Raw genomic sequence first — 22,952 nt, 5'->3', positions numbered from 1 at the left:
CTGCCCCGGTTGCGCAACTACGCAGCACTACTTCCGCGGTTAGATTCGAGTGAGTCCTCAGCTTTCGGGGCGGCGTCCAGAATCGCGCGCAATCGCCGGCCAAGCTCCGGGAACTCGAACGGCTTGTACAAGATGTTATCGGCGCCGCTCTCTCCGCCTTGATCCGAGTAGCCGGACATGAACATCGACTTAATCGCCGGTCGGTGTTTTCGTATTTCGTTCACAGCGATATCTCCACGAATTCCAGGCATTAAGATGTCACTGAGCACGAGATCAATCACACCGCCGTACTCATGTGAATACCTGATCGCCTCTGGACCGTCTTTAGCTTCGATCACCTGGTAACCTAAACTTTCCAGGTATGCTCGTGTCATAGTCCGTATTCCACTCTCATCTTCGGCGAGCAGTATGGTTTCATTCCCGCCTCTTGGCGGTAGTGCGGGCGGCTCGTCAAACGGCACCGCGGGGGCGACGCTTACCTGCGGTAAATAGACTCGAAAAGTCGCTCCGTTGTGTGGCTCGCTATCAACTTCGATATGCCCTCCAGCGCTTTCAGTGATCCCGAAAACAGTCGATAGCCCAAGGCCTGTGCCCTTGCCCAGCTGTTTTGTTGTAAAAAAAGGGTCAAAGATATGCGAGCGGACATCCGGGGCGATACCCTGTCCGGTGTCACTAACTTGAAGAACAGCAAAAGTCAGCTTTTTGTCTTCTCGTTCTGGCGTGCCGAAAGATTGCACCTGGCTGGTGGTCGCTATCGAAAGCAGTCCTCCTTCAGGCATCGCATCCTGAGCGTTGATAACCAGGTTCATGAGCATGACTTCGATTTGCGAAACATCTAGATAGACCGGGTGAGGGTCGCTTGTCACCGAAATTTGCAGCTGAACTTGATCGGAGAGTAACCGCCGAAGCATTCGTTCCATGCCCAGAACGATGAGATTAAGGTCCGCGACTGTCGGGGCGTCCGGACCCTTGCGACTGAATGCGAGAAGCTGTCTTGTCACTGCTGTCGCCCGCTTCGTAATTGTAAGGATCTGCTCGCATGTATCGCGGCCTTCAGCCAAAGCAGCGTTTTCGATCAACTCGGTAGCGTAACCGGAGATAAGCATCAGGAGATTGTTAAACTCATGAGCAATACCTCCCGCCAACCTCCCAAGTGCCTCCATCTTTTGGGACTGTCGCAACTCTAGCTCTATTATTTTTGCCTGCGTCACATCACGAAAACTCCACACACGTCCCACGATCTCGTCGTTGAGCAGTTGTGGTTGGGAATAACGCTCGTAGATGCGCCCGTCTTTGAGGTACAAAATATCGAAGCTGCTGACGGAAGGGTTGGCATAAAGCGCACACACTTTGTCGAGGAAGTCGTTCGGACTCCGTAATTGATCTGTTACGTACTCTAGCAATTTCTGATCATCGCGGCCGATGGAAGTGTCGCAAGCCAAACGCCACATCTCCAGGAATTTCCTATTACAACTCGTAATCTTTCTCTCGTTCGAAACCACCAGAATTCCGTCGGCCGTGGAGTCCAGTGTGGCGTTTAGCAGAGAGATGCTACCCTGCAACTCATTTTCGGCTTGACGCCGAGCTTGAACTTCAATCCTGAGCGCGGCATTTATCTTTGCTAACTCTGTGGTGCGATGCTCCACTTCTCTCTCTATATCAGCATTGGACTGGCGGATGGCATCTACAATGTCTTTGCGAAATCTAAGGTCGCGAGCTGTGAAGATTACGGCTTGAATATGCGGGTCATCCAATCGATTGTTCGCAATGATTTCAAATGGGATCCAGGTACCGGAACTATCTCGGAGCCTCAAAACCGAGGGAACACGTTCGCCTTCATGCTGAACCGTATCGGTATACTCCTGGGCGGCGCGGGGCGCATCTTCCGGATGGATGAACTCAAAGATGTTGCGGCCTTCAACCTCGCCCGCGGTATAGCCAAGCACCTTTGACATTTGTGGATTAGCGTACTGAATGATCCCTTGAGAGCCAATCAGCGCCAATATCTCCGGAGCGTTTTCGATAATCAATTGATATTTGTGCAAGAGAGCACGCGCAGCGCGGTCACGATCTGCGGCTGAATACGCTCGAGGCTTCTTCGAGAGGGCCATGCGCCACCTCAGAGTGTGGCTGTGCTGCGGAGGCGAATGCAAATACGGATGACTTGAAAGAGAATAGATGGTACCCCGTGCCTTATAGGACTCCGCCGCACACAAACTCTGACTTCAATTTCGATGCTGCTTACCGCAATCTGGACAACACCCGGTGCGAAGAAACCTGCTTTATTGCCCAGACACGACGGCATACTGCGACGTTGATGGTCGTTTTCAGAGTTGCGGATTCGACTGGTGATTCGGCCACAAGCAATGGCGCGACCTGCTGTTCGGCGTCGACGGTTCAGGGAAAGCCCAGCGTGTGGCCTTACGTCAGAAAAAAAAGCCGGTGGCAAGATAAACAGTGATAGGAGCGGATACGGTTTGCGGGTGGGGATGATGGCGGAGAGACAGGGATTCGAACCCTGGATACCCTTTCGAGTATACACGCTTTCCAAGCGTGCGCCTTCAGCCACTCGGCCATCTCTCCGCGTCGTTTTCGAACGCTTGCGTCGATTGTACCATCCCGCTTGGAGCCGGCGTAGCTACGCTCTTCGCGCCGGAAGTCGTCGCCCGCTCTAAAGACAAAAGGCCCGCCAGCAGCGAGCCTTGAAGTCCTTGCAGTTGAATTACCCGATTCGCAATTCCCCGATTCCAGATTTCTACTTGTCTTCCTTCAACTGCTCCGTGAGGTAATTCTGAATTCCAGTTTCGCTGATTGCGTGCAACTGGGCTTCGAGCCAGTCGATGTGCTCTTCCTCATCCCGCAGAATATCTTCAACAAGCTGACGCGAACCGCCGTCATTCACGGAGTTGCAAATGTTGATGCCGTCGTTCAGGCGCTTCACGGCGTCGTACTCAACCTGCAAGTCGTTTTTGAACTGCTGCTCCACGCTCTGCCCGATATTGATTCTGAAGTAGTCGCTCATGTTCGGAGTGCCATCGAGGTACAGAATGCGCTCCATCAACTTCTCGGCGTGCTGCATCTCTTCGATGGATTCCTTGCGGATCTTTTTTGCCAGCCGCTCGTAGCCCCAGTTTTCGCACATCTCGGCGTGCAGAAAATACTGGTTGATGGCCGTCAGTTCCGCCTTCAGCACCTGGTTGAGCAGATCAATGACTTTCGGGTCGCCCTTCACGTTTGCCTCTCAAGTGGGACTGGAATACAGGGATACTCGCTGGCTTGAATCGCTTCAGCAGCGTGCCTGGGAGCCGTAATTCTACCAGATTCGATCAGTTTCTCTGGAGCTTGGGCGGAATCACTGGTACCGCAGCGCTGGCCGCGGCAGCCGCCGCTTGCGCTTTCTGCCCCGCCGATCCCGCTGGGGCATCTGCCTCCGCTGGTTTGTTCAAGCCTTCCAGCAGGCGATGATGCATGCAGTACAGGGCAAGCTCAAGGCGGTCTGAAACGCCAAGTTTGTCGTACACCTTGCGAAGGTAATTCTTCACTACCTGTTCTGTAGTGCCAACATCCTGCGCAATTTCCTTGTTCTTCAAACCCTGCGTCACCCCGGAGACGATGAGCAGTTCCTTGTCGCTCAGGCGTGCGCGGGAACGTGGAGCCGTCAACTGCGATGCCTGTGCGCGATAGGCCTCGATAACCCAGTTCACGCCCTTATTGTCCAGCCAGGTCTCGCCTATGACAACCTTGCGAATGCACTTCACCATCAGGTCCGGCGCGATCGAACGCGTCACAATGCCGTGGACCCCGCGACGCAGATACTCCACGGTTTCCTCTTCGCCCACCTCGGACGACAGCAGAATGATTCTGAGCTTCGCGTGTCTCAGTATTTCCGAGATCGCTTCGCCCGGATTCTGGCACATGGCAGCTTCAAACAGCAGGACGTCCGCCGTAAACTTTTCTACCGCTGAGATCGTCTGGCCCAGCGATTCGGCCTGTGCGACGACACGGATATCGTCTTCCAGCGCGAATATCTTTCGCATCCCGACGCGGAAGATCGGCTCCGTGTCGGCAACAATCACACGAATGGAATGCGGCGTTGAGGACTCGTCGGCGGGGACTTCAGGATCGCGATCTCTGGCCTGGTCGGTCATGGCCCAACCCTCTGCATTCGGCCGTTGGGGGAACGGCAGCGAACTCGGTTCGAACTATCGTTCGAACGTGTACTCGTCGATGACGGCTGCAACCGCGCAACGATCATCGTCCGGGCAGCAGCGTACCACGCGGCCAATGCAGTTCACCAGAACATCTTTTGAGGCGCCCATGACGGTGGCCGGCATCGAGATTGTAAACTCAATGGTACTGCCCACCGTAATGTTCTTTTCGATGCGGAACAGCACGCCTCCAGCCGAGATGTCTTTTGTCTCAGCTTCAAAGCAGTGCGTCTCCGCCCACACGGACATTGGCAAACGCAGTGGGAAGCGGACCGAACTCCGCATGTCGGGGATGGAGGCAGAGATAGCCACAGCAAAATCAGGATACCGCCGCAAAAAACCGCGTCAAATTACTAAAGTGCTCCCATCCGATCCGGACTGGTTCATCCAGAAAACGCCCGCCTAGAATTTTGTCACTTCCGTGAAGTTGAAATCCCGCACTTTCATCGCCGGCACCACCATATCGAATGACTCTTCTCCGCTTGCGCGGACCGGTTCGCCCATCGCTTCCACATTCGAGAGCATCTCCGGCAGGCTCTGATTGAAACGGAAATTGAGCAGCCCGTTCCGTACCTTGCCGTTCTCGACGAGGAACGTGCCGTCGCGCGTCATTCCTGTCACGATCTTCTCGTACGGGTCCACTTCGCGGATGTACCACAGGCGCGTTACCAGGATTCCCCGCTCGGTTTCCGCGACCATCTGGTCCACGGACTTTGCCGCCCCGTCGCCAGCGAAGACAATGTTCAGCGGTGCTTCCCCCATTTCGTTCGGCAGTGGGAAGCCGTGTCCCGTCGCTCGCACATCGCCAGCCTGGGCGGCAAGTTCTGTCTTGCACATCCTCGCCGCACTTCCACGCGAGTACACAAGATTCCGCACCACGCCGTTGCGAATTAGTTCAACCCGTGCGCGCCTGACGCCCTCGCCATCGAACGGCGCGCCCGATTGCAGCGGGTGGTAAACGTCGTCATATACGCTGATGTTGTCGCCGAAAAGCTTCTTCCCGACTCGATCGGTCAGGAACGAGCGCTGATCGAGAAGCGATAATCCGCTGAAGTCCCAGAACATGAAACCGACTATGTCCTGCACCGCAGACGGCTCGAAAATAACCGTGTACTTCCCCGGCGGAATCTCTTTCGGCCCCGCCGACGAGCTTGCTTTCTCTGCGGCCACTTCAGCCAGCCGGGCCGGATCGATCTGATCCACATCGGGCGAATTCGATTTCTGCCACCCGGAAGAATCGCGCGCCAGCATCGTCACCGAAACTTCCGCGTGCGATTGCGTGTGCCACGCCGATACTCCACGCGAGTTGAGCAACGCCTCTACGTGCTCCGACACGGCATAAACGCCGGCGCTGGTATGCCCGTGCTTATGCGCCACGGCCACCATGCTCTCAACACCGCTAGCTCGTTCCTGCGGCCCGACGGCAACCGTACGAGCGAAGTGTCGCGACGGTATCGCCGCTGGCGCATTCCCGCCCGTAGCCTCTGCCACGGTCACAATCGGAAGCAGATCGGGGTCGGCATCCTGAACCTTGGCAAGTCGCTCACTGGCCTGCACCACGCGACGCAGACTTTCATCGTCGAACTTGTTCGTTGTCGCACGCGCAGTGCGCCCATCCACCACCGTCCGCACAGAAATCTCGTAGTTCTCTTCTGCCACGTTCTGCGTGATGGTGTTGTTGGCGAACCGGGTCAGCGCATTCCTTCCGCCAACGATCAGCACTTCCACATCGTCTGCGGTGGAGTGCTTCTTAATGCGATCGAATACATCGTGTGCCTTGCTTTGATCGAACATTCTCACCTTGCCTGGAGTTCGGGCTGTTTCGCGCCCGGTTAACTCTACGATCCTGAGTACGCCGACCCTATCCGCACATTACGGAATCTCGCCGGACTAGCGCCGTGCCCGGTGCCCATCACCTGCTGCGGCTGCCCCTTGCCGCAGTTGGGAGTGCCCCAGAGCACCCACTCTTCGGGCCCGCAGATCGCGTCCATGGAGTTCCAGAACTCCGTAGTAATGCCCGAGTAAGAAGGATTCTTCAACATGCGTCCCAGCTTGCCGGCTTTGATTTCCCAACCGATCTCGCATCCAAATTGAAAGTTGTAGCGCTTGTCGTCGATTGACCACGATCGGTTCGTCTGCATGAGAATGCCGTCGTCCGTGTCCGAGATCAGTTGCTGCAAGCTCAGCGGCTTTTCTCCGGGAAGGATGCTCACGTTCGTCATGCGAACGATTGGTACGCGATTCCAGTTCTCCGCCCGCATATGTCCGCCGCTGCGCGTGCGACCGATCTTCTCCGCCGTATCTCGCGACGAAAGATATCCGGTGAACAGTCCGCGGGTGATGATCGGCACGCATTGTGCCTGCACGCCCTCGTCGTCATACGCGAAAGTACCCAGCCCCGGCCCGTGCGCCTCGGTGGCATCGGCAACCACGTTCACCAGTTCGCTGCCGTAGCGCAGCGCATTCAACTTTTCCAGGGTGAGAAAGGAAGTCCCCGCAAAGTTCGCCTCCATGCCGAGCACGCGATCCAGTTCGATCGGATGACCCACCGATTCGTGAATCTGCAGTCCAAGCTGTGACGAATCGAGAATGACGGCCGTCCTGCCCTGCGGACATTGCGGAGCCGAGTGCAGGGCCACGCACTCTTCCGCAATGCGGCGCGCGTTTTCCAGCAGGTTTAGTTCGCGGACAAGTTCATAGCCTTTGTTCTGCCACTGTCCGCCGAAAGAATTTGGATACGAGCGCTTCTGAATCTCCGATCCTGCGAAGGAATACGCAGCGTAACCGGCGCCGCTCGTGATGCGCGTCTGGTGAATACGCGAGCCTTCACTGTTCCAGAACCACTGCTCGTAACGGCGAAAATTCATGTTCGTCTCGGCGAGGGTGATGCCGGAGACGCTGCGCAGTTCCGCATCAACCCGCAGCAGCAGGTCGAGGTTCTCCTCCACCGAGGTCGTGAACGGGTCGACTTCATAGCGCGATGACCACGTCACCAAAGCCGGCGGTTCGGCAACCAGCCGAAGCTCCTGCTCCTTCACACGCGCCGACGCCTTTGCAATTTCCACCGCGTGTGAGGCGCAGAGTTCTATGCCTCTTTGTGTCAGGTCCTCCGTGGCGGCGAAGCCCCAACCGCCAGCGGCGATCACGCGGACGCCCACGCCCATCGACTCCGAATCCGACGCGCTGCCGATCTTGCCGTTCTTCGTTGCCAGCGCACGATTGCGGTCGTCTACCAGGCGCGCTTCCGCGTAACTGGCGCCGCGCATTCGCGCAGCGTTCAGTGCCCACTCAGCAATGTGTTCCAAATTTCACCCCGCGTGGAAATCATAATAATAGTGCCTGCGACCAGTTGCCAGACGCCAGTTGCCAGTTGCTGGCCTTAGCTAGATGCAGATTCGTCTCCTGAGCGGAGCGGCGAAGCCGCGCAGTCGAAGGACCCTGTGTTCAAGGCAGACGGCATATACCAGTTGCCAGCCAGAACAAAGATCTGACCGTCAGATGCGAGCCGCCAAATGCAAATACGTTTTGAACAACCAGAAGTTCGCGCACTCAGCAGGTTAATTAATTGGACGTTCGCGCCAGCAAATTGCGATGATGGTGAGTTGCGGAATTGCAAGTTCCGCCCTGGACCAAATCAGCAGTGATATCGAATACCACGGAAAATCGTACCCACGTCACATATACAGGGCTAATGGCGGTCATGCTGACGGGCATGTGTACATTCTTCAGCGTGTACTGCACCCAGCCGCTGCTTCCATTGCTGCAAGACCTTTTTCATGCATCGGAACTTGAGGTCAGCCTTACCGTCAGCTCCACAACCTTTGCCATCGCCCTTACAGCGCCAATCATCGGGATGCTGGCCGAACGCATCGGCCGCAAGAAGGTTATCGTACCGGCGCTCTTTGGGCTGACCTTGGCCACGTTACTCTGCGCCACCGCCGGAAGCCTGCACGCTTTGATCGTCTGGCGATTTGTGCAGGGACTGTTCGTACCCGGAGTTGTGGCCGTCGTCCATGCCTACATCAATGAAGAGTGGTCCGGACGAGGCGTGGGCCGCGCCATGTCCTTCTACGTCACCGGCACCGTTATAGGCGGCTTCCTCGGACGATTTCTCGCCGGGGTAATCGTGTCGCACTGGCACTGGCGCGCCGCCTTTATTGTGATCGGCCTGCTGAACCTTATCGGAGCGGTCCTCGTCCGTCGCTGGCTGCCGCGCGCACAGAACTTCGTCCGCGCTCCTCATCTCGGCCACGCTCTCGAAGGCGTGCGTACTCATCTCCGCAATCCCCGCCTGCTTGCCACGTTTGGTATGGGATTCGCCGTGCTCTTCACGCTCGTTGGAACGTTCACCTACACCAACTTCTACCTGGCAAAAGCGCCCTTCAATCTCACGTCCGCGCAGCTCGGCAGTGTCTTCTTCGTTTACCTGCTCGGCGTCTTCATCACTCCGCTCTCCGGCAAATACCTCGATCTGTACGGATTCCGCAAGACAGCGCTGCTCTCGTTCACGATGATCGCGTCAGGACTGCTACTCACCCTGGCGCATACACTCACGCCAGTCATCATCGGACTCGCAGTCTTCTCTTCTGGTGTTTTTATTTCGCAAGCTGCGGCGACCGTGCAAACAGGTGTCATCGCCGGACACGCGCGGTCCTCAGCCGCCGGCTTATACATGAGTTGTTATTATCTCGGCGGAAGCGCAGGAGCCACCCTGACAGGCTGGACGTGGGTCGCCGCCGGATGGCCGGCCTGCATAGCTTTGCTGGTCAGCGTCGCCATTGTCAGCCTTGTGCTCGCCATCATCAGCAGCCGCGGCGTAACCCCAGAGATTGAGACAACAGTTGCCAGATGCCAGTTGCCAGACGCCAGTTGAGCTACATAACAAGCTTGTCTTCCTGAGCGGAGCGGCGAAGCCGCGTAGTCGAAGGATCCCTTTTGCCAGCACACCTTCGAACTCCAAGAACCGCATCGCTACAACTCATATCGCATGATCGGCTTGGCTGCCGAGCGCCGAGCAGCTTCTTCGAATCCAGCCTTACGATAGCTTGCGGCCAAACCTGTCCACACAAACACATCCGGCAGCTTCTTCCCTTCCAACTCCTGCGGATACCCTTCCAGAATCTTCGCACCCGACTTACGGGCAAAATCAATCGCCGCTTGCAGCAGCGTCACCGACACTCCACGAGTGCGATAACCCTTGCGAACGAAGAAACAACTGATCGACCATACCGGCTTGTCATCCACCGGCTTCCACACACGCGAACGCTCCAGCGCAGGAAACGTCTCGCGCGGCCCAAGCGAACACCAGCCTATCGCCTGTCCATCTTCATAGAGCAGAATACCGGGGTTCTCGCCGGCGATCACCGCGCCGCGCATAAGAGCCTTGTTGCGCTCGCCCTTGCCTGAATTAAAATCTGCTCGCGACAGCCGCCACGACATGCACCAGCACCCGCCACAAGCTCCGCGACTCCCAAACAGCTCTTCAAAATCCGCCCACGTCGCGGGTCCCAGCGGCTTGTAATCCAAAACTGAAGATTTCTTCCCCGTCGCCATCGCATATCTCCCGCCCGCATTGTACGGCGACACCAAACAAAACGGGCAGCCCGAAGGCCGCCCGTCTAGCTGTTGTCTCGACGTAATGTCTGACGTCTGCTGTCCGACGCCCGACGTCTGCTCTTATGTTCCTTCCGACCATCCCGCCAGATACTCTTCTTGTTCCGGCGTCAGACGATCGATCTTGATTCCCATGGACTCCAGCTTCAACTTCGCCACGCGCTTGTCCAGTTCGTCGGGAACCTTGTAAACCTTCTTTTCGAGGCTCTTGTGGTTCTTCACGACATATTCGACCGAGAGCGCCTGGTCGGCGAAGCTCATGTCCATCACCGACGCCGGATGTCCCTCGGCTGACGAGAGGTTGATCAGGCGGCCTTCGCCCAGCAGGTTGATCTTGCGACCGTCCTTCAACGAGTACTCCTGCACGAATTCGCGCGTGGTGCGCTTGCCGCTCGAGAGCTTTTCCAGTGCAGGGATATCGATTTCCACGTTGAAGTGTCCCGAGTTCGAGACAATGGCTCCATCCTTCATCAGTTCGAAGTGTTCCTTGCGCAGCACGCTCTTGTTGCCCGTCACCGTGCAGAACACGTCACCGATCCTGGCGGCTTCTTCCATCGACATCACGCGGTAGCCATCCATCACGGCTTCCAGCGCCTTCGTCGGATCGATTTCCGTCACGATTACTTCCGCGCCAAGACCGCGCGCGCGGCTCGCCAATCCGCGGCCACACCAGCCGTAGCCGGCCACCACGAATTTCGAACCGGCCAGCAGGAAGTTCGTCGCACGAACGATACCGTCAATGGTGGACTGGCCCGTTCCGTAGCGGTTGTCGAACATGTGCTTGGTATCGGCGTCGTTCACGGCCACGATCGGATACTTCAACACGCCGTCTTTCGCCATCGCGCGCAGGCGGATGACGCCAGTCGTCGTTTCTTCCGTGCCGCCGATGATCTCATCGACCACGTCCGTACGCTTCGTCAGCGCGATCGTCACCAGGTCAGCGCCGTCGTCCATGGTGATGTGCGGCTTGTGGTCCAGAGCGGCCATAATGTGCTTGTAATAGGTATCGTTGTCCTCGCCCTTGATGGCAAACACCGGAATGTTGAAGTCGCGCACCAGGCATGCCGCGACATCGTCCTGCGTGGAGAGCGGGTTAGAGGCGCACAGCGCCACGTCCGCGCCGCCATCACGCAGGGTGATCGCCAGGTTCGCCGTCTCTGCCGTTACGTGCAGGCAAGCCGAGATCCGAATCCCCTTCAGTGGCTGGTTCTTGATGAATTCCTTGCGGATGATTTGAAGAACCTTCATTGACTGGTTCGCCCAGTCGATGCGTTTCCGTCCTTGGTCGGCCAGGTCGAAACTCTTTACGTCGGAAGTCACTTGCGTTTCAGTCGTCGCCATACTCTCCCGTGTGCGCGCTTCCGTGCTGTTCAAAGTGAATTCTTGAGCAATGCGCGATATGTGATGGGCGAGGTGATACATCGCCGAGAAGATGTTGTGCGCGCCAGACCGGGGGTTGCCACTTTGCCCAGCACACAGAGAAGGTGGGACCTTTCAGCCCCACCGATAATCGAAATCCTACACTGTTCGGACTTGACTTACTTCTTTGCCGAAACAGCCTTCGCCATGCCAGCCTGCTCGCGTAACGCTGCGGCCTTATCGGTGCTTTCCCAGGTAAAGTCCTTGTCGTTGCGGCCAAAGTGACCGTAGGACGCGGTCTTCTTGAAGATCGGGCGACGCAGTTTCAGCGACTCAATGATGCTCTTCGGGGTCAACTGGAAGTTCTTGCGAACGAGTTCCTGCAACGTCTCGCGATCCACTTTGCCCGTACCGAACGTATCCACCAGGACGCTGACCGGTTCCGCTACGCCGATCGCATAAGCAAGCTGCACTTCGCAGCGTGCAGCCAGCCCGGCGGCAACAATATTCTTCGCGATGTAGCGCGCCATGTACGCAGCCGAACGGTCAACTTTGGTCGCGTCCTTGCCGCTGAAAGCGCCGCCACCGTGACGACCCAAACCGCCGTAGGTATCCACGATGATCTTACGACCGGTCAATCCGGTGTCGCCCATCGGTCCGCCGATCACGAACCGGCCTGTTGGATTGATGTGGTATTTCGTGTCCGCATCCAGCAGGTTCGCCGGAACTGCCGCCTGGATGACGTGCTTCAGGATATCCGCCCGCAGTTGTTCGTTCCCAACCGTCTCTGCGTGCTGCGTCGAGATCACAACGGCATCCACGCGGACCGGCTTCAGGTTTTCATCGTACTCCACCGTAACCTGCGATTTTCCGTCCGGACGCAGGTAAGGCAGTGTGCCGTTCTTGCGAACTTCTGAGAGGCGCTCCGTCAGCCTGTGGGCCAGGTGGATCGGCATCGGCATCAGTTCTTCTGTCTCGTCGCAGGCGTAACCGAACATCATGCCCTGGTCGCCCGCGCCACCCGTGTCCACGCCCATGGCGATATCGCCCGACTGTTTGTTGATGCTGGAGATAACGGCGCAGGTATTCGAATCAAAGCCGTAAAGAGCATTGTCGTAGCCAATTGCGGAGATCGTGCCACGCACGACCGACTGGAAGTCCACGTATGCCTTGGTTGTGATTTCGCCAGCGATCACCACCAACCCGGTTGCCGTCAAAGTTTCGCAAGCAACACGACTGTACTCGTCCTGCTGCAAGCAGGCGTCGAGAATGGCATCAGAAATCTGGTCGGCGATTTTGTCCGGATGACCTTCGGTCACCGACTCGGAGGTGAATAGAAAAGGGTTGCGAGACAAGGTTGCTTCTCCTTGGAGTTCATTCGGGACGTACGGGGCTCGGAGCCATTCCAACGAATTTCGCTCGGTAGGGTTCCCGTGTGGGGTACCCATTCGATCTATTTGGCGAGGGGCACAGCCAAGCCGCTGCAGTCGTTCTACTTAACACTGGAAGTTTACAGAGAACTACAGGCGTCCGCAATGAAAACGCTCGAACGGCAGCAGGCTGCATTGAACGGCAAATTATGGCAGCCGTAGGACTGTCCGCTCTTACTGCACCATCATGATGGCGCCAAACATTACTGCACCACACATTACTGCAAAACACATTCAGAGGTGAAGCGAAGCACGGAGCGCCTGTTACTCTCGCCCACCATACCCAGCGACTTCCCGTTGCAGGTCACAAATACAGCGTTACCCGTGGTAACCACGACTCGCTCTTGCGCCAGTACGAGCTTCTGGTCGGAAACCCGCAGAGTCTGCGTCGTCGCCGCTTGCCCATCTGCTTTGATCGACACCCACGTCGGTTGCGTTACGCTGATCTGCAACTCGATCGGCGCCTTATCTTTCGCGCCAGCTTGCGTTGCGCCAGGTGCAGGTTGCGATGTAAGTGGATTTGTGGCAGTGCCTTGCGCAGGCTCGCCTACAGAACCCGTCGCGCCCTCTGGAGATTGCCCTGCAATCGCGCCGTCTTGCGGTGCCACCGCCGACGGGTCAGTGGCGACAGAAGTCGCGCTCGGGGTAGCTGTCTGCGTGGACGTCACCTCCGGCTGTGGAATCGGTCTAGGTGCGTCCTGGCGCTGCTTGTAATACTTCCAACCCGCGCTGCCACCCGTGATCAGCAGCAAAAAAAGCGCAAAGGCGACCCAGGCTCCGGCCGATCCCTTTTCGCGAACTGACTCTAAGGCTTCCCGGCTCTTGACGGCTTCGGCTTGCGCCGTGATTGGTTCACTCGGCAAAACAACCTTTTCCGGTTGCTGCTCACCTGCCGCGTTCAAGTAATCGGAAACCGCCTGCTCTTCGTCAATCCCCAGGTATTTCGCGTAAGCGCGGACGAACCCGCGATTGAAAATTCCACCCGGAAGGATGTCGAAGTGTTCGTCTTCCAGCGCCTTCAACGAACGCGTTCCAATCTTGGTCGCCTCGGCGATCTCATCCAGCGTGATGGCACGCATTTCTCGTTCACGCCGCAGTTTTTCGCCAAACGTTCCCACGGGCACCAACCCCAGGCCGAGCCTGCAATTCGTTATAGTAAGGGAATTCCAGTCGCATCATAGGTTTCCGCAGCAGCCAAGTCAACGAAAACAAGTGCAACTAGCAACGTAATCAGCCGTTTAAGGTTACGCTCGACGGGCACCTCCTATAGCATCGCCGTTACGAACGTTTGTTGCCGCGACAAGGAGTGAGCCCTATAATACGGCTTCTCGAACCACTCCTAACTGTACGCGCACATGGGACACTGTGAGCAATGACTGAGTCGAACGGCGCCAGCAAACGGCAAGTCCAACAGTTGGGGATATTCCACGACGTCGCGAAGGCGCTCACCTCGTCGTTGAATCTCGACTCCATTCTGCAAACGATCATGGAAAAGATGGCCGCGTACTTCCGGCCGGACACATGGTCGCTGCTGATGGTGGACGAGGAACGCGATGAATTGTATTTCGCGATTGCCGTCGGGGACGCTTCCGATACTCTCAAAACCGTACGCCTGAAGATGGGCGAAGGCATTGCCGGCTGGGTGGCCAAGCACGACGAGGCTGTCATCGTGCCGGATGTCTACACCGACCCGCGTTTTGCCAAACGCATCGACGAGATGACGAAGTGGCAGACGAGCTCCATCATCTGCATCCCGCTCAGTTCCAAACACCGTGTCCTGGGCGTCATTCAGCTGGTCAATGTGGACATGAAGGGGTTCGGCGAAAACGAACTCCTGCTCCTGCAGACGCTCGCCGACTACGCCGCCATCGCCATCGACAACGCGCGATCGGTTGAGAAGATTCAGGAACTCACCATCACCGACGACTGCACAGGGCTTTACAATGCCCGCCATCTGTATAAGACCCTCGAGTCCGAGGTCTACCGTTCCGCTCGCTTCGGATACGAGTTCACAATCCTCTTCCTCGACCTCGATCGCTTCAAGCAGGTCAACGACACGCACGGACATCTCGTCGGTAGCAAGTTGCTCGCCGAAATCGGGTACGCCATCAAGTCGCATCTGCGCTTGATCGACTATGCCTTCCGTTACGGCGGAGATGAATTCGTCGTACTGCTGCCACAGACCGGAAAAGAATCCGCGCTCGTTGTCGCTCGCAGGCTGCGGGACGTGCTGCGCAACACTTTTTTCCTCGCAGAAGACGGACTCAATCTAAATGTGCGCGCATCGATGGGTGTGGCCACCTATCCGGAAGACGCGAAGACCGCGCACGAAATCATCCAGCAGGCAGACGAGATGATGTACGCAGTCAAGAACAGCACTCGCGACAATATTTCCGTCGCCCAGCAAGGGATGCTCACCTAGAGTTTAAGCTGGAAGCAAGTGCCTCTCCCGCGCTCACCGCGCCCAAGCGGTCATTCCACCATCCACAATCAGCGAGTGCCCCGTTACATACGATGCACCTTCCGAGCATAGCCACAGCACAGCCTCTGCCGCTTCGCTCGCATCGCCAAGTCTCTTCATCGGGTTCAACTCCGCGTAACGTTGCTCGATCGCATGCATCGCTTCGGCATTCCCGCCGGAGAACCGTTCGAACATGCCTTCCAAACCAGGCGTGCGGAATCCGCCCGGAACCAGCGCATTCACGCGGATGCCATCCGACGCATATTCCTGCGCCGCCGCCTTTGTCAGCGCCAGGATTGCTGACTTCGCTGCCGAATATGGTGCCGCCATCGACGCCGCTCCCAGGCCATTTACCGATGATGTGTTCACGATGACGCCGCCGGTTGGTGTCTGTGCCAGCATCTGCGTGAGTTCAAACTTCATGCAGAGCCAGACGCTCTTCATGTTCAGCGCCATCTCGCGGTCGAAGTCCTCTTCTGTGATGTCCGCCGTCCGCTGCATCTTGATTACGTCGATGGCAGCCGCATTGTTGAACGCGCAATCGAGGCGGCCATAGCTTCCCACCGTGCGTCTCACCAGCTCTCGAACTTCATCAGCGCGCGAAACATCGCACGCCACGAACAAAGCCTGCCCGCCCGCAGCTTCAATCTCGCGCACGACCTCGTTCCCTCGCCTTGCGTGACGAGCGGCCAGCACGACCTTTGCGCCTTCTCGTGCAAACGCCAGCGCCGCCGCTTTTCCAATTCCCGCGCTCCCGCCGGTAATCAATGCAACTTTTTCGGCGAAGCCTTTCATCGTTATCACTCCTGCCTTCCTTAGAAGCCGAGCAGAGCTATCGCGCAACAACATCAGGCATTGTTAGGATGGAGAAAAGCAAGATCGAGCGCCACCTCGGCGCCGAAGTGCGAGTTATTTCTTTTGCGGAATTAGGACAGGAGATTCGTAGGTTCGTTGCTTCGCAGGCTCAGGCTTCCACGCGCTCGGATTCTCCGGCGCAGCAGGATTGAAGCCGAAATCCCATACGTACAGGTTCATTTCTTTTTCGCCAAGCATCTCGACAACGGCGTACTCTCCTAGCGTGAGCGGCTTTGTGGGAAGCAGTTTCACCCAGTCGCCTGAGACTTTCTCTGCGCGCGTCGGTATAAAAGTTTGCTCCTGGCGCACCTTGCCGTAGAAGGCTATCTTCACGTTCCCGAGCACGCGCATATCTTTCTTCTGCTCCAAGCGCACCAGCCGAAAATGGTCGGTCAGCGCCAACGGTTGCGCCTGCGTGTCGGTGTCGATATCGACATAGATTTCCGGTTGCGGCACGTGAACCTGCACACGCGCGCGCGCTCCCTTCAACTCTATGCTTTGCTTGGCTGAAGCGACAGGATTGATGGCAGCTCGGAGGATGTTCTTGCCCGTTTGCTTGTTGATCGCTCCGCTGGTCTGGACCAGCTCTGAAAGCTGCTGCTGTCCGCTGTAGGTGTCCAGCACGAAAACACCGCCGGTAGCGGGCAGTGTTATGCCGGGAGCGATGGTTGGAGTCTTGGCAGCTTCGGCTTCTCGCTCTGCTTTTTCCTCTGCGGTAGCGGCGGCCGTATCGGCGTTGAGCGCAGCGCGCTGCGAGTTCCACTTCTCCGTAGCCGGCCAGTCCACCAGGGAGACCGGGACTTCCTCCCACTCGGCGCGCTCCGTGCTGAAGTAGCGGACACGCTCGCCCTTCACTTCCCACTTGCTGACCGGCTGGTACGAACCGTCCTTCAGGACGAGGCGTTTGCTGGTCTCGGCCAAGAGCAGGACGCTGCTCAACAGCAGCGCCAGAGCCAGTGCGAATTGGAGAAACCTGCGCATAGCAAAAAGAAAATAGCAGATGAGAGGCCCTGCTCTTCCTGCCTATTTTAGATGCGGGTTGTCCGGCCATCGCACAGAAGTGGCGAAGTGGCCTTGCGCCCAGCTAAATTTCTAGTCATAATTGGTCGTGCACCCCTCCTACACGCACGATCCCACCGAGAACTTGTTAATGAGGACGGAATGTCGCCAAAGTACATCTTTGTAACGGGCGGTGTTGTGTCGTCGCTCGGTAAGGGCCTCTCGGCTGCCTCAATTGGCGGGCTGTTGGAAAGCCGCGGACTTAAAGTAACGCTGCAGAAATTCGACCCTTACCTCAATGTCGATCCCGGCACCATGTCGCCCTTTCAGCACGGCGAGGTGTTCGTAACCGACGATGGTGCCGAGACGGACCTGGACCTCGGCCACTACGAGCGCTTTACGCACGCAAAGCTCACGCGCGATAACAACCTGACAACCGGCCGCATCTACGAGCAGATCATCGCAAAAGAACGACGCGGTGATTATCTCGGCAAAACCGTGCAGGTCATCCCGCATGTGACGAACGAGATCAAGGCCGCGATGAAGAAAGTGGCCCAGGACGTTGACGTCACCATCGTCGAGATTGGCGGAACCGTCGGCGACATCGAATCGCTGCCGTTCATCGAGGCTATACGCCAGATGCGCCAGGAACTTGGACGCGAGAACACTTGCTTCGTCCACGTAACGCTGGTGCCCTGGATTGCCGCTGCGGCCGAGTTGAAAACCAAGCCGACGCAGCACTCCGTGAAAGAACTGCTTTCGGTCGGGATCCAGCCTGACATCCTTCTGTGCCGCACGGATCGCTTCCTGTCGAAGGACATCAAGTCGAAGATCGCTCTCTTCTGCAACCTGGAAGACGAAGCCGTAATCACGGCAAAAGATGTTGCAAGCATCTACGAATTGCTGCTTGTCTACTCCCAGGAGGGCGTGGACAGGCTTGTTCTCAAGTACCTGCACATGGAATCGCGCGAGCCGGATTTGACCAGTTGGCAAGACCTCGTCCACCGCGCTTACAACCCGAAAGACGAAGTGAAGATCGGAATTGTCGGCAAGTACGTTGAGTATGAGGATTCCTACAAGTCGCTGAAGGAAGCGCTCGTACACGCCGCGCTGAGCTACAACCTGAAACTCGTTGTGCAATGGATCGAAGCTGAAGGTCTCGAGACCAAGGACGACAGTTACAGGGCACAACTGGAAGGCTATGACGGGATCCTAGTTCCGGGCGGATTCGGCAAGCGCGGCATCGGCGGAATGCTGAACGGAATCCGCTACGCGCGCGAGTACAAGGTCCCCTTCTTCGGTATCTGCCTTGGCATGCAGACTGCCTGCATAGAGTTTGCGCGCAACGTCTGCGGCCTGAACGATGCGAACTCGAGCGAGTTCGATCCCGCAACGCCGCATCGTGTCATCTACAAGCTGCGCGAACTGCGCGGCGTGGAAGAACTGGGCGGCACGATGCGCCTGGGCGCCTGGACTTGCAAGCTCGAACCCGGTTCCAAGGCGCACGCCGCTTATGGCGCTACCGAGATCAGCGAGCGCCATCGCCATCGCTATGAATTCAACCGCGAGTACGAAGCGCTGCTCACAGGCGCTGGGCTGAAAATCACTGGAACAACGCCCGACGGAACGTACGTCGAAATCGTAGAGTTGGCCGATCACCCGTACTTCCTCGGCTGCCAGTTCCACCCCGAGTTCAAGTCGAAGCCGCTGGAGCCGCACCCGTTGTTCCTGGCATTCGTGAAGGCGAGCTATGAGAATCGCAAGAAGCGGATAACCGAAACGGCGCAGGCGCACGAAGACATGTTCTTGAGGCCGGCAAAAGCGTAAGGCTCTCGTATTCGCGTACTGATGGAAAGCTGAGCTTCGCTGCGCTCAGCTTGACACGGGTAAAGAGTTGCAATGCGTGACAGACTCAAGAGTTTGAGATGATCGAAAACTTCCAGGTTGGAAACGTTACTGTCGGCTCCGGCGAACTGTTCCTCATTGCCGGTCCGTGCGTTATTGAGAGCGAAGAGCACGCTTTGAAGATGGCAAATTCTATTGCTGGCGTTTGCACGGCTCTGCACCTGCCCTACATCTTCAAAGCTTCGTACGACAAAGCGAATCGCACTTCCATTCGCAGTTTTCGCGGACCGGGCATGGATGATGGATTGCGGATTCTCGCCAGCGTTGCGAAGAGTGTTGGTGTTCCCGTGCTGACCGATGTCCACGATGCGCACGATGTAGAGCGCGTGGCGGAAGCGGTGGATGTGCTGCAAATTCCGGCGTTCCTGTGCCGACAGACCGACTTGCTTGTAGCGGCGGCAAAGTCCGGGCGAGCGGTGAACATCAAGAAGGGTCAGTTCGTTTCGCCGTGGGATATGCAACACGCGGTGGCCAAGATCCGCGAGAGTGGCAATGACCGCGTTTTTCTGACGGAGCGGGGATCGAGCTTCGGCTACAACAATCTCGTTGTTGATATGCGTTCGTTGGCAATCATGCGTGAGTTCGCGCCAGTGGTGTTCGACGCTACCCATAGCGTGCAACTTCCCTCTGCGGGCGATGGAGCCCAGAGTGGTGGACAGCCGCAGTTCATCCCTGTGCTTTCGCGGGCGGCGGTTGCGGCCGGAATCGACGGCATATTCATGGAAGTTCATGACAACCCCGCGCAGGCGAAGTCGGATGGGGCAAACGCGCTTGACCTGAAGAATCTACGCGGCGTATTGCAACAACTGATCGCCGTGCACGCAGCGGCGAACATGCGGACGGAATAGCTTTATTCTGGATTCTGCGCGTTCGTGAATAAGGCTTCCCTACCCAAAAGCTCCCGCACTCGCGAGGGCTGAGACTGCTGACAAAGCCAATCAGAACACGCACCATGGGTGAGCGTACGCCACACGAAACGCAGGGTGTCTCCACTTCGCGCCTCGGCGCTCCGGTAGACATGGCGCTCTAATTTGTTTGAGGTCAGAGCTTTCGCAATCGCGAGAGCTTTTCTATTGCGACCGGTGGAGGTCGAGCTACATCCAACACTGGATATTTTGCGACTCAGTCTTTGCGGGGAGATAGCTATGCAAGTTCTGGTGCTAGGTGGTACGGGAACGGTTGGATCGAAAGTAGTGGCCGGCTTAGCTGCCGAGGACCTTGATGTGCGCGTCGGTACGCGCTCGCCGGAACGCGCTCGGAACCTTCCCGCAGGCGCGACTGCCGTAATGGCTGACTTGCTGAAACCGGAAACGCTTTCTGCTGCTGTGCAGGGTGTGGACGCTGTGTTCCTGTTGACAGCGCTGAGCCAGTCGGAAGCGGACGAGGGCACGAACGTGATTCGGGCCATGAAGCAGGCAGGTGTGCGGCGGGTCGTATTTCTCGGCATTCACAATGTAGACAAGGCGCCGCACATTCCCCACTTCAAGACCAAAATCGACATCAGGGCGGAGATCGAGCGCGCGGGGCTTTCGTACACGATCCTGGCGGCCAATAACTTCTACCAAAATGATTTCTGGTACATGGACCCGATCACGAAGCACGGAGTGTATCCGCAACCTTTTGGAAGTGTGGGACTGAACCGCGTCGATGTGCGGGACATTGCCGATGCAGCGGTGAATGTGCTGACCGGCAGCGGTCATGAGGGACAAACGTATCCGCTTGTGGGGCCGGATGTGCTGACGGGCGAGACAACGGCCGAGATTTATTCGGAAGCTTTCGGAACTCCCGTCCATTATGGTGGTGACGATCTCGACGCCTTCGCCGCGCAATCGAAACAGTTCATGCCAGAGTGGCTTGTGGACGACTTGCGAATCATGTACGACTTCTTCCAGAAGCATGGCCTCCGCGCCAGCGCCGAGGATTTTGCCCAGCAGCAGAAAGCCTTGGGCCACGCTCTGAGGAAGTTTCAGGATTTCGCTGCCGAGCTTGCGAGCATGGCGAAGGCCAGCGCGACAGGCGCATAGCAGATTCAACCGAGGCCCGGACGTGCTCCCGGCCTCGGTGCAAGCCGCGCTAAAGCTCCGACAGGGGCGGGGTAAAGAAGCGAAGCGGATCGTTGTTTCTGCTACGATTACCTTCTTCCATGAATCGCACAGGCGAAAACGTTGTACGCATCGAAGCGGAGGCCCTTCGGCGTCTTGCTGACCGTATTGCAGGGCCGATGTGCGCGCCGTTCAACAGCGCACTTGAGTTGCTTTATTGCTGTATTGGGCGAGCGGTTGTCACGGGCATGGGCAAGAGCGGCCTGATCGCGCGAAAGATAGCTGCCACGCTGAGTTCTACGGGCACACCCGCGCTGTACCTGCATCCGGCGGAAGCCTTGCACGGCGATCTGGGCATGATCGCACGAGGGGATGTTGTCGTAGCACTCTCTGCGAGCGGCGATACGGCAGAGATACTGGAGCTGCTTCCGACAATCAAACGCCTGGCAGTTCCGCTCATTACTTTCACGGGCGACCAACTGTATCCGCGCAACGGATACGTTTCTTCGCTCGCGCAGGCCGCGGATATTGCGCTCGATTGCTCCATCGATAAGGAGGCGTGTTCGCTAGGGTTGGCGCCGACTGCGTCAACGACGACGATGCTCGCACTAGGCGACGCACTGGCCGTGGCGCTGAGCGAGAAGCGCGGTTTCCGTGAAGAAGATTTTGCGAACCTGCATCCCGGAGGCAAGCTCGGAAAAAAACTCGCTCGCGTCAGTGCGCTGATGCACACGGGCGGCGCGGTGCCGCGCGTCACGGCTTCGACAAGCATGAGCGACGTGGTATTCGAAATGTCCAGCAAAGGCCTGGGGATCACGACCGTCTTAGAAGATGGCCGGTTGCTCGGCATCATTAGCGATGGCGATTTGCGAAGGCTGCTGGAGCGCCGCGGCAAAGACGTTATGGAGCTCACGGCGGGCGAATGCATGACGCGCAACCCGAAGACGATCTCCCCGGACGCCTTCGCAACGCAGGCGCTCGACGTAATGGAGCAGAAAAAGATCACATCACTGGCAGTAGTGTCCGAGGACGATCGACTGGAAGGTATCCTGCATCTGCACGATCTGTGGGGAACGCAGATGGTCTGAGGCTGCGGAATCAAAGTGGAGAGTTTCAGCAAGTTCAGCACTATGCTTCCAACAGCGCATTTGACTTGATGGTTGCAAGTGCGAGAAAATACAACTCGTCGCGAGTGTGTGCTCGCGATCTTCCTTTTAAAAGTGGGCCTGTGGCGCAGCTGGGAGCGCGCTTCCATGGCATGGAAGAGGTCGTCGGTTCGATCCCGACCAGGTCCACCAAATCTTTTCAAAGACTTACCAGAGCTTTAACTGCTACTGCTTTCTCTTCCAACCAAGATTCGACCCAATAAGCCTAAACAGCGCCGACGCTAACGCCGGTCGGATTATTCTCGTCCTAAGGATGGCTAATACAGTATTGGGGGCTCTCGCAGAAGGAAGTGGTAGAGGCAATTGCGGGTCCCGAAGGATGTTGTCAGCAAGCTGGTCACGTCCCTGGTCGTGCCGAACTGCTACAGCCAAGAGCGGCAAAGTACGAACTCTCCGATAAAGACTTTGGGCGAAATCTGCTGTCGCGAGTGATCCCGATATCGCTCTTAGACTACAAGCCTGATATGGAATTTTCTGGTGGGGTGGCCCAGGCTAAAGTGTGGGATGCAGAACTACTGTTGAGGGTACCCCGTGCTAGCTTTGCTAGGGCGGGGTAGCCTTATATGTGCGTCGATACCGGGCCGTTCGCTTCGAGAAAGTCTAGTGAACGGCTAGTCTATGGGCGTGCCGTGGTACTGGACTGAGTCCGTGTACAGGACCACAGTCGCCTTTCCGCTCGGCGGCTTGAGCGCATGCATCAGCCAGTCTTTACCTTCCTGAGCATGGATCAGGCGAATGCCGCCCTCCCATTCGGTCCAGTGCCCACGTATGAGGCGACCGTCCCAGGCACTATTCCACTGATAGGTGTGATCGGGGCTGATGCGCACCGCGCTTTTGGTTACAGTGCCCGTCGCGGTAACCGTCGTGCGCGTGTTGGCCGCGTAGTTGTCGTACGAATAAACGACACCGGGAAC

19 protein-coding genes and 2 tRNA genes are annotated in these 22,952 nt (G+C 57.3%); 7 read left to right on the top strand and 14 right to left on the bottom strand.

Annotation, left to right across the window (positions count from 1 at the left end):
- Positions 1–17: 17 nt before the first annotated feature.
- The 7 genes from VN622_15375 to VN622_15345 form a co-directional block, all read right to left on the bottom strand.
- Positions 18–2,111 carry a PAS domain S-box protein gene (locus tag VN622_15375; GenBank protein ID HWR37241.1) on the bottom strand — a complete coding sequence of 698 codons (2,094 nt, stop codon included), beginning with the start codon at positions 2,109–2,111 and terminating at the stop codon, positions 18–20.
- A 382-nt stretch (positions 2,112–2,493) separates the two neighbouring features.
- A tRNA-Ser gene (locus VN622_15370) sits at positions 2,494–2,583 on the bottom strand.
- Positions 2,584–2,755: 172 nt separating this feature from the next.
- Positions 2,756–3,232 carry a bacterioferritin gene (gene bfr, locus VN622_15365; GenBank protein ID HWR37240.1) on the bottom strand — a complete coding sequence of 159 codons (477 nt, stop codon included), beginning with the start codon at positions 3,230–3,232 and terminating at the stop codon, positions 2,756–2,758.
- Positions 3,233–3,326: 94 nt separating this feature from the next.
- Positions 3,327–4,148 carry a response regulator transcription factor gene (locus VN622_15360; GenBank protein ID HWR37239.1) on the bottom strand — a complete coding sequence of 274 codons (822 nt, stop codon included), beginning with the start codon at positions 4,146–4,148 and terminating at the stop codon, positions 3,327–3,329.
- A gap of 54 nt (positions 4,149–4,202) precedes the next feature.
- On the bottom strand, positions 4,203–4,520 hold the full coding sequence (locus tag VN622_15355; GenBank protein HWR37238.1) for a PilZ domain-containing protein: 318 nt from the start codon (positions 4,518–4,520) through the stop codon (positions 4,203–4,205).
- Positions 4,521–4,610: 90 nt separating this feature from the next.
- On the bottom strand, positions 4,611–6,002 hold the full coding sequence (locus VN622_15350) for a TldD/PmbA family protein (GenBank protein HWR37237.1): 1,392 nt from the start codon (positions 6,000–6,002) through the stop codon (positions 4,611–4,613).
- Positions 6,003–6,046: 44 nt separating this feature from the next.
- Positions 6,047–7,513, bottom strand: coding sequence for a TldD/PmbA family protein (locus VN622_15345; GenBank protein HWR37236.1), 1,467 nt, complete (start codon positions 7,511–7,513; stop codon positions 6,047–6,049).
- A gap of 386 nt (positions 7,514–7,899) precedes the next feature.
- On the opposite strand from VN622_15345, the gene VN622_15340 reads away from it, so the two are divergent.
- Entirely contained in the window at positions 7,900–9,081 is a 1,182-nt protein-coding gene (locus VN622_15340; protein HWR37235.1) for an MFS transporter, read from the top strand.
- A 98-nt stretch (positions 9,082–9,179) separates the two neighbouring features.
- Here VN622_15340 and VN622_15335 read toward each other — a convergent pair whose 3' ends face one another.
- From VN622_15335 to VN622_15320, 4 genes are all read right to left on the bottom strand, one after another.
- On the bottom strand, positions 9,180–9,761 hold the full coding sequence (locus VN622_15335) for a GNAT family N-acetyltransferase (GenBank protein HWR37234.1): 582 nt from the start codon (positions 9,759–9,761) through the stop codon (positions 9,180–9,182).
- 123 nt (positions 9,762–9,884) lie between these two features.
- Positions 9,885–11,162 carry an adenosylhomocysteinase gene (gene ahcY, locus VN622_15330; GenBank protein HWR37233.1) on the bottom strand — a complete coding sequence of 426 codons (1,278 nt, stop codon included), beginning with the start codon at positions 11,160–11,162 and terminating at the stop codon, positions 9,885–9,887.
- A gap of 197 nt (positions 11,163–11,359) precedes the next feature.
- The gene (metK, locus tag VN622_15325) at positions 11,360–12,535 is read right to left on the bottom strand and encodes a methionine adenosyltransferase (GenBank protein HWR37232.1); all 1,176 of its coding nucleotides are present in this window, start codon (positions 12,533–12,535) and stop codon (positions 11,360–11,362) included.
- A gap of 293 nt (positions 12,536–12,828) precedes the next feature.
- Positions 12,829–13,728, bottom strand: a complete 900-nt coding sequence (locus VN622_15320; protein HWR37231.1) for a RodZ domain-containing protein — start codon at positions 13,726–13,728, stop codon at positions 12,829–12,831.
- A 254-nt stretch (positions 13,729–13,982) separates the two neighbouring features.
- Here VN622_15320 and VN622_15315 point away from each other — a divergent pair, with 254 nt between their 5' ends.
- Complete coding sequence (locus tag VN622_15315; GenBank protein HWR37230.1) at positions 13,983–15,032, top strand: sensor domain-containing diguanylate cyclase; 1,050 nt, start codon at positions 13,983–13,985, stop codon at positions 15,030–15,032.
- A gap of 33 nt (positions 15,033–15,065) precedes the next feature.
- Here the strand turns inward: VN622_15315 and VN622_15310 are convergent, their stop codons facing one another.
- Together VN622_15310 and VN622_15305 are read right to left on the bottom strand one after the other, a co-directional pair.
- Positions 15,066–15,866 (bottom strand): SDR family oxidoreductase, encoded by an 801-nt coding sequence (locus VN622_15310; protein ID HWR37229.1) that lies wholly within the window; start codon positions 15,864–15,866, stop codon positions 15,066–15,068.
- 114 nt (positions 15,867–15,980) lie between these two features.
- Entirely contained in the window at positions 15,981–16,907 is a 927-nt protein-coding gene (locus VN622_15305) for a hypothetical protein (GenBank protein ID HWR37228.1), read from the bottom strand.
- Positions 16,908–17,087: 180 nt separating this feature from the next.
- Between VN622_15305 and VN622_15300 the strand changes: the two genes are divergently transcribed.
- The 5 genes from VN622_15300 (at position 17,088) to VN622_15280 (ending at position 22,170) form a co-directional block, all read left to right on the top strand.
- Positions 17,088–18,752 carry a CTP synthase gene (locus VN622_15300; protein HWR37227.1) on the top strand — a complete coding sequence of 555 codons (1,665 nt, stop codon included), beginning with the start codon at positions 17,088–17,090 and terminating at the stop codon, positions 18,750–18,752.
- A 98-nt stretch (positions 18,753–18,850) separates the two neighbouring features.
- Entirely contained in the window at positions 18,851–19,678 is an 828-nt protein-coding gene (kdsA, locus tag VN622_15295) for a 3-deoxy-8-phosphooctulonate synthase (GenBank protein ID HWR37226.1), read from the top strand.
- A gap of 297 nt (positions 19,679–19,975) precedes the next feature.
- The gene (locus VN622_15290) at positions 19,976–20,854 is read left to right on the top strand and encodes an NmrA family NAD(P)-binding protein (protein HWR37225.1); all 879 of its coding nucleotides are present in this window, start codon (positions 19,976–19,978) and stop codon (positions 20,852–20,854) included.
- A gap of 119 nt (positions 20,855–20,973) precedes the next feature.
- A complete protein-coding gene (locus tag VN622_15285) occupies positions 20,974–21,960 on the top strand; it encodes a KpsF/GutQ family sugar-phosphate isomerase (GenBank protein HWR37224.1) in 987 nt (328 codons plus the stop codon).
- 134 nt (positions 21,961–22,094) lie between these two features.
- A tRNA-Ala gene (locus tag VN622_15280) sits at positions 22,095–22,170 on the top strand.
- A 479-nt stretch (positions 22,171–22,649) separates the two neighbouring features.
- On the opposite strand, the gene VN622_15275 is transcribed toward VN622_15280, so the two are convergent.
- Positions 22,650–22,952: hypothetical protein (locus tag VN622_15275; protein ID HWR37223.1), on the bottom strand; the 303-nt coding region annotated here is incomplete at its 5' end.

This window comes from Clostridia bacterium (assembly GCA_035561135.1).
In the GTDB taxonomy this organism is placed as follows: domain Bacteria; phylum Acidobacteriota; class Terriglobia; order Terriglobales; family Acidobacteriaceae; genus DATMYA01.
This window is presented reverse-complemented; position numbering and strand designations above follow the sequence as displayed.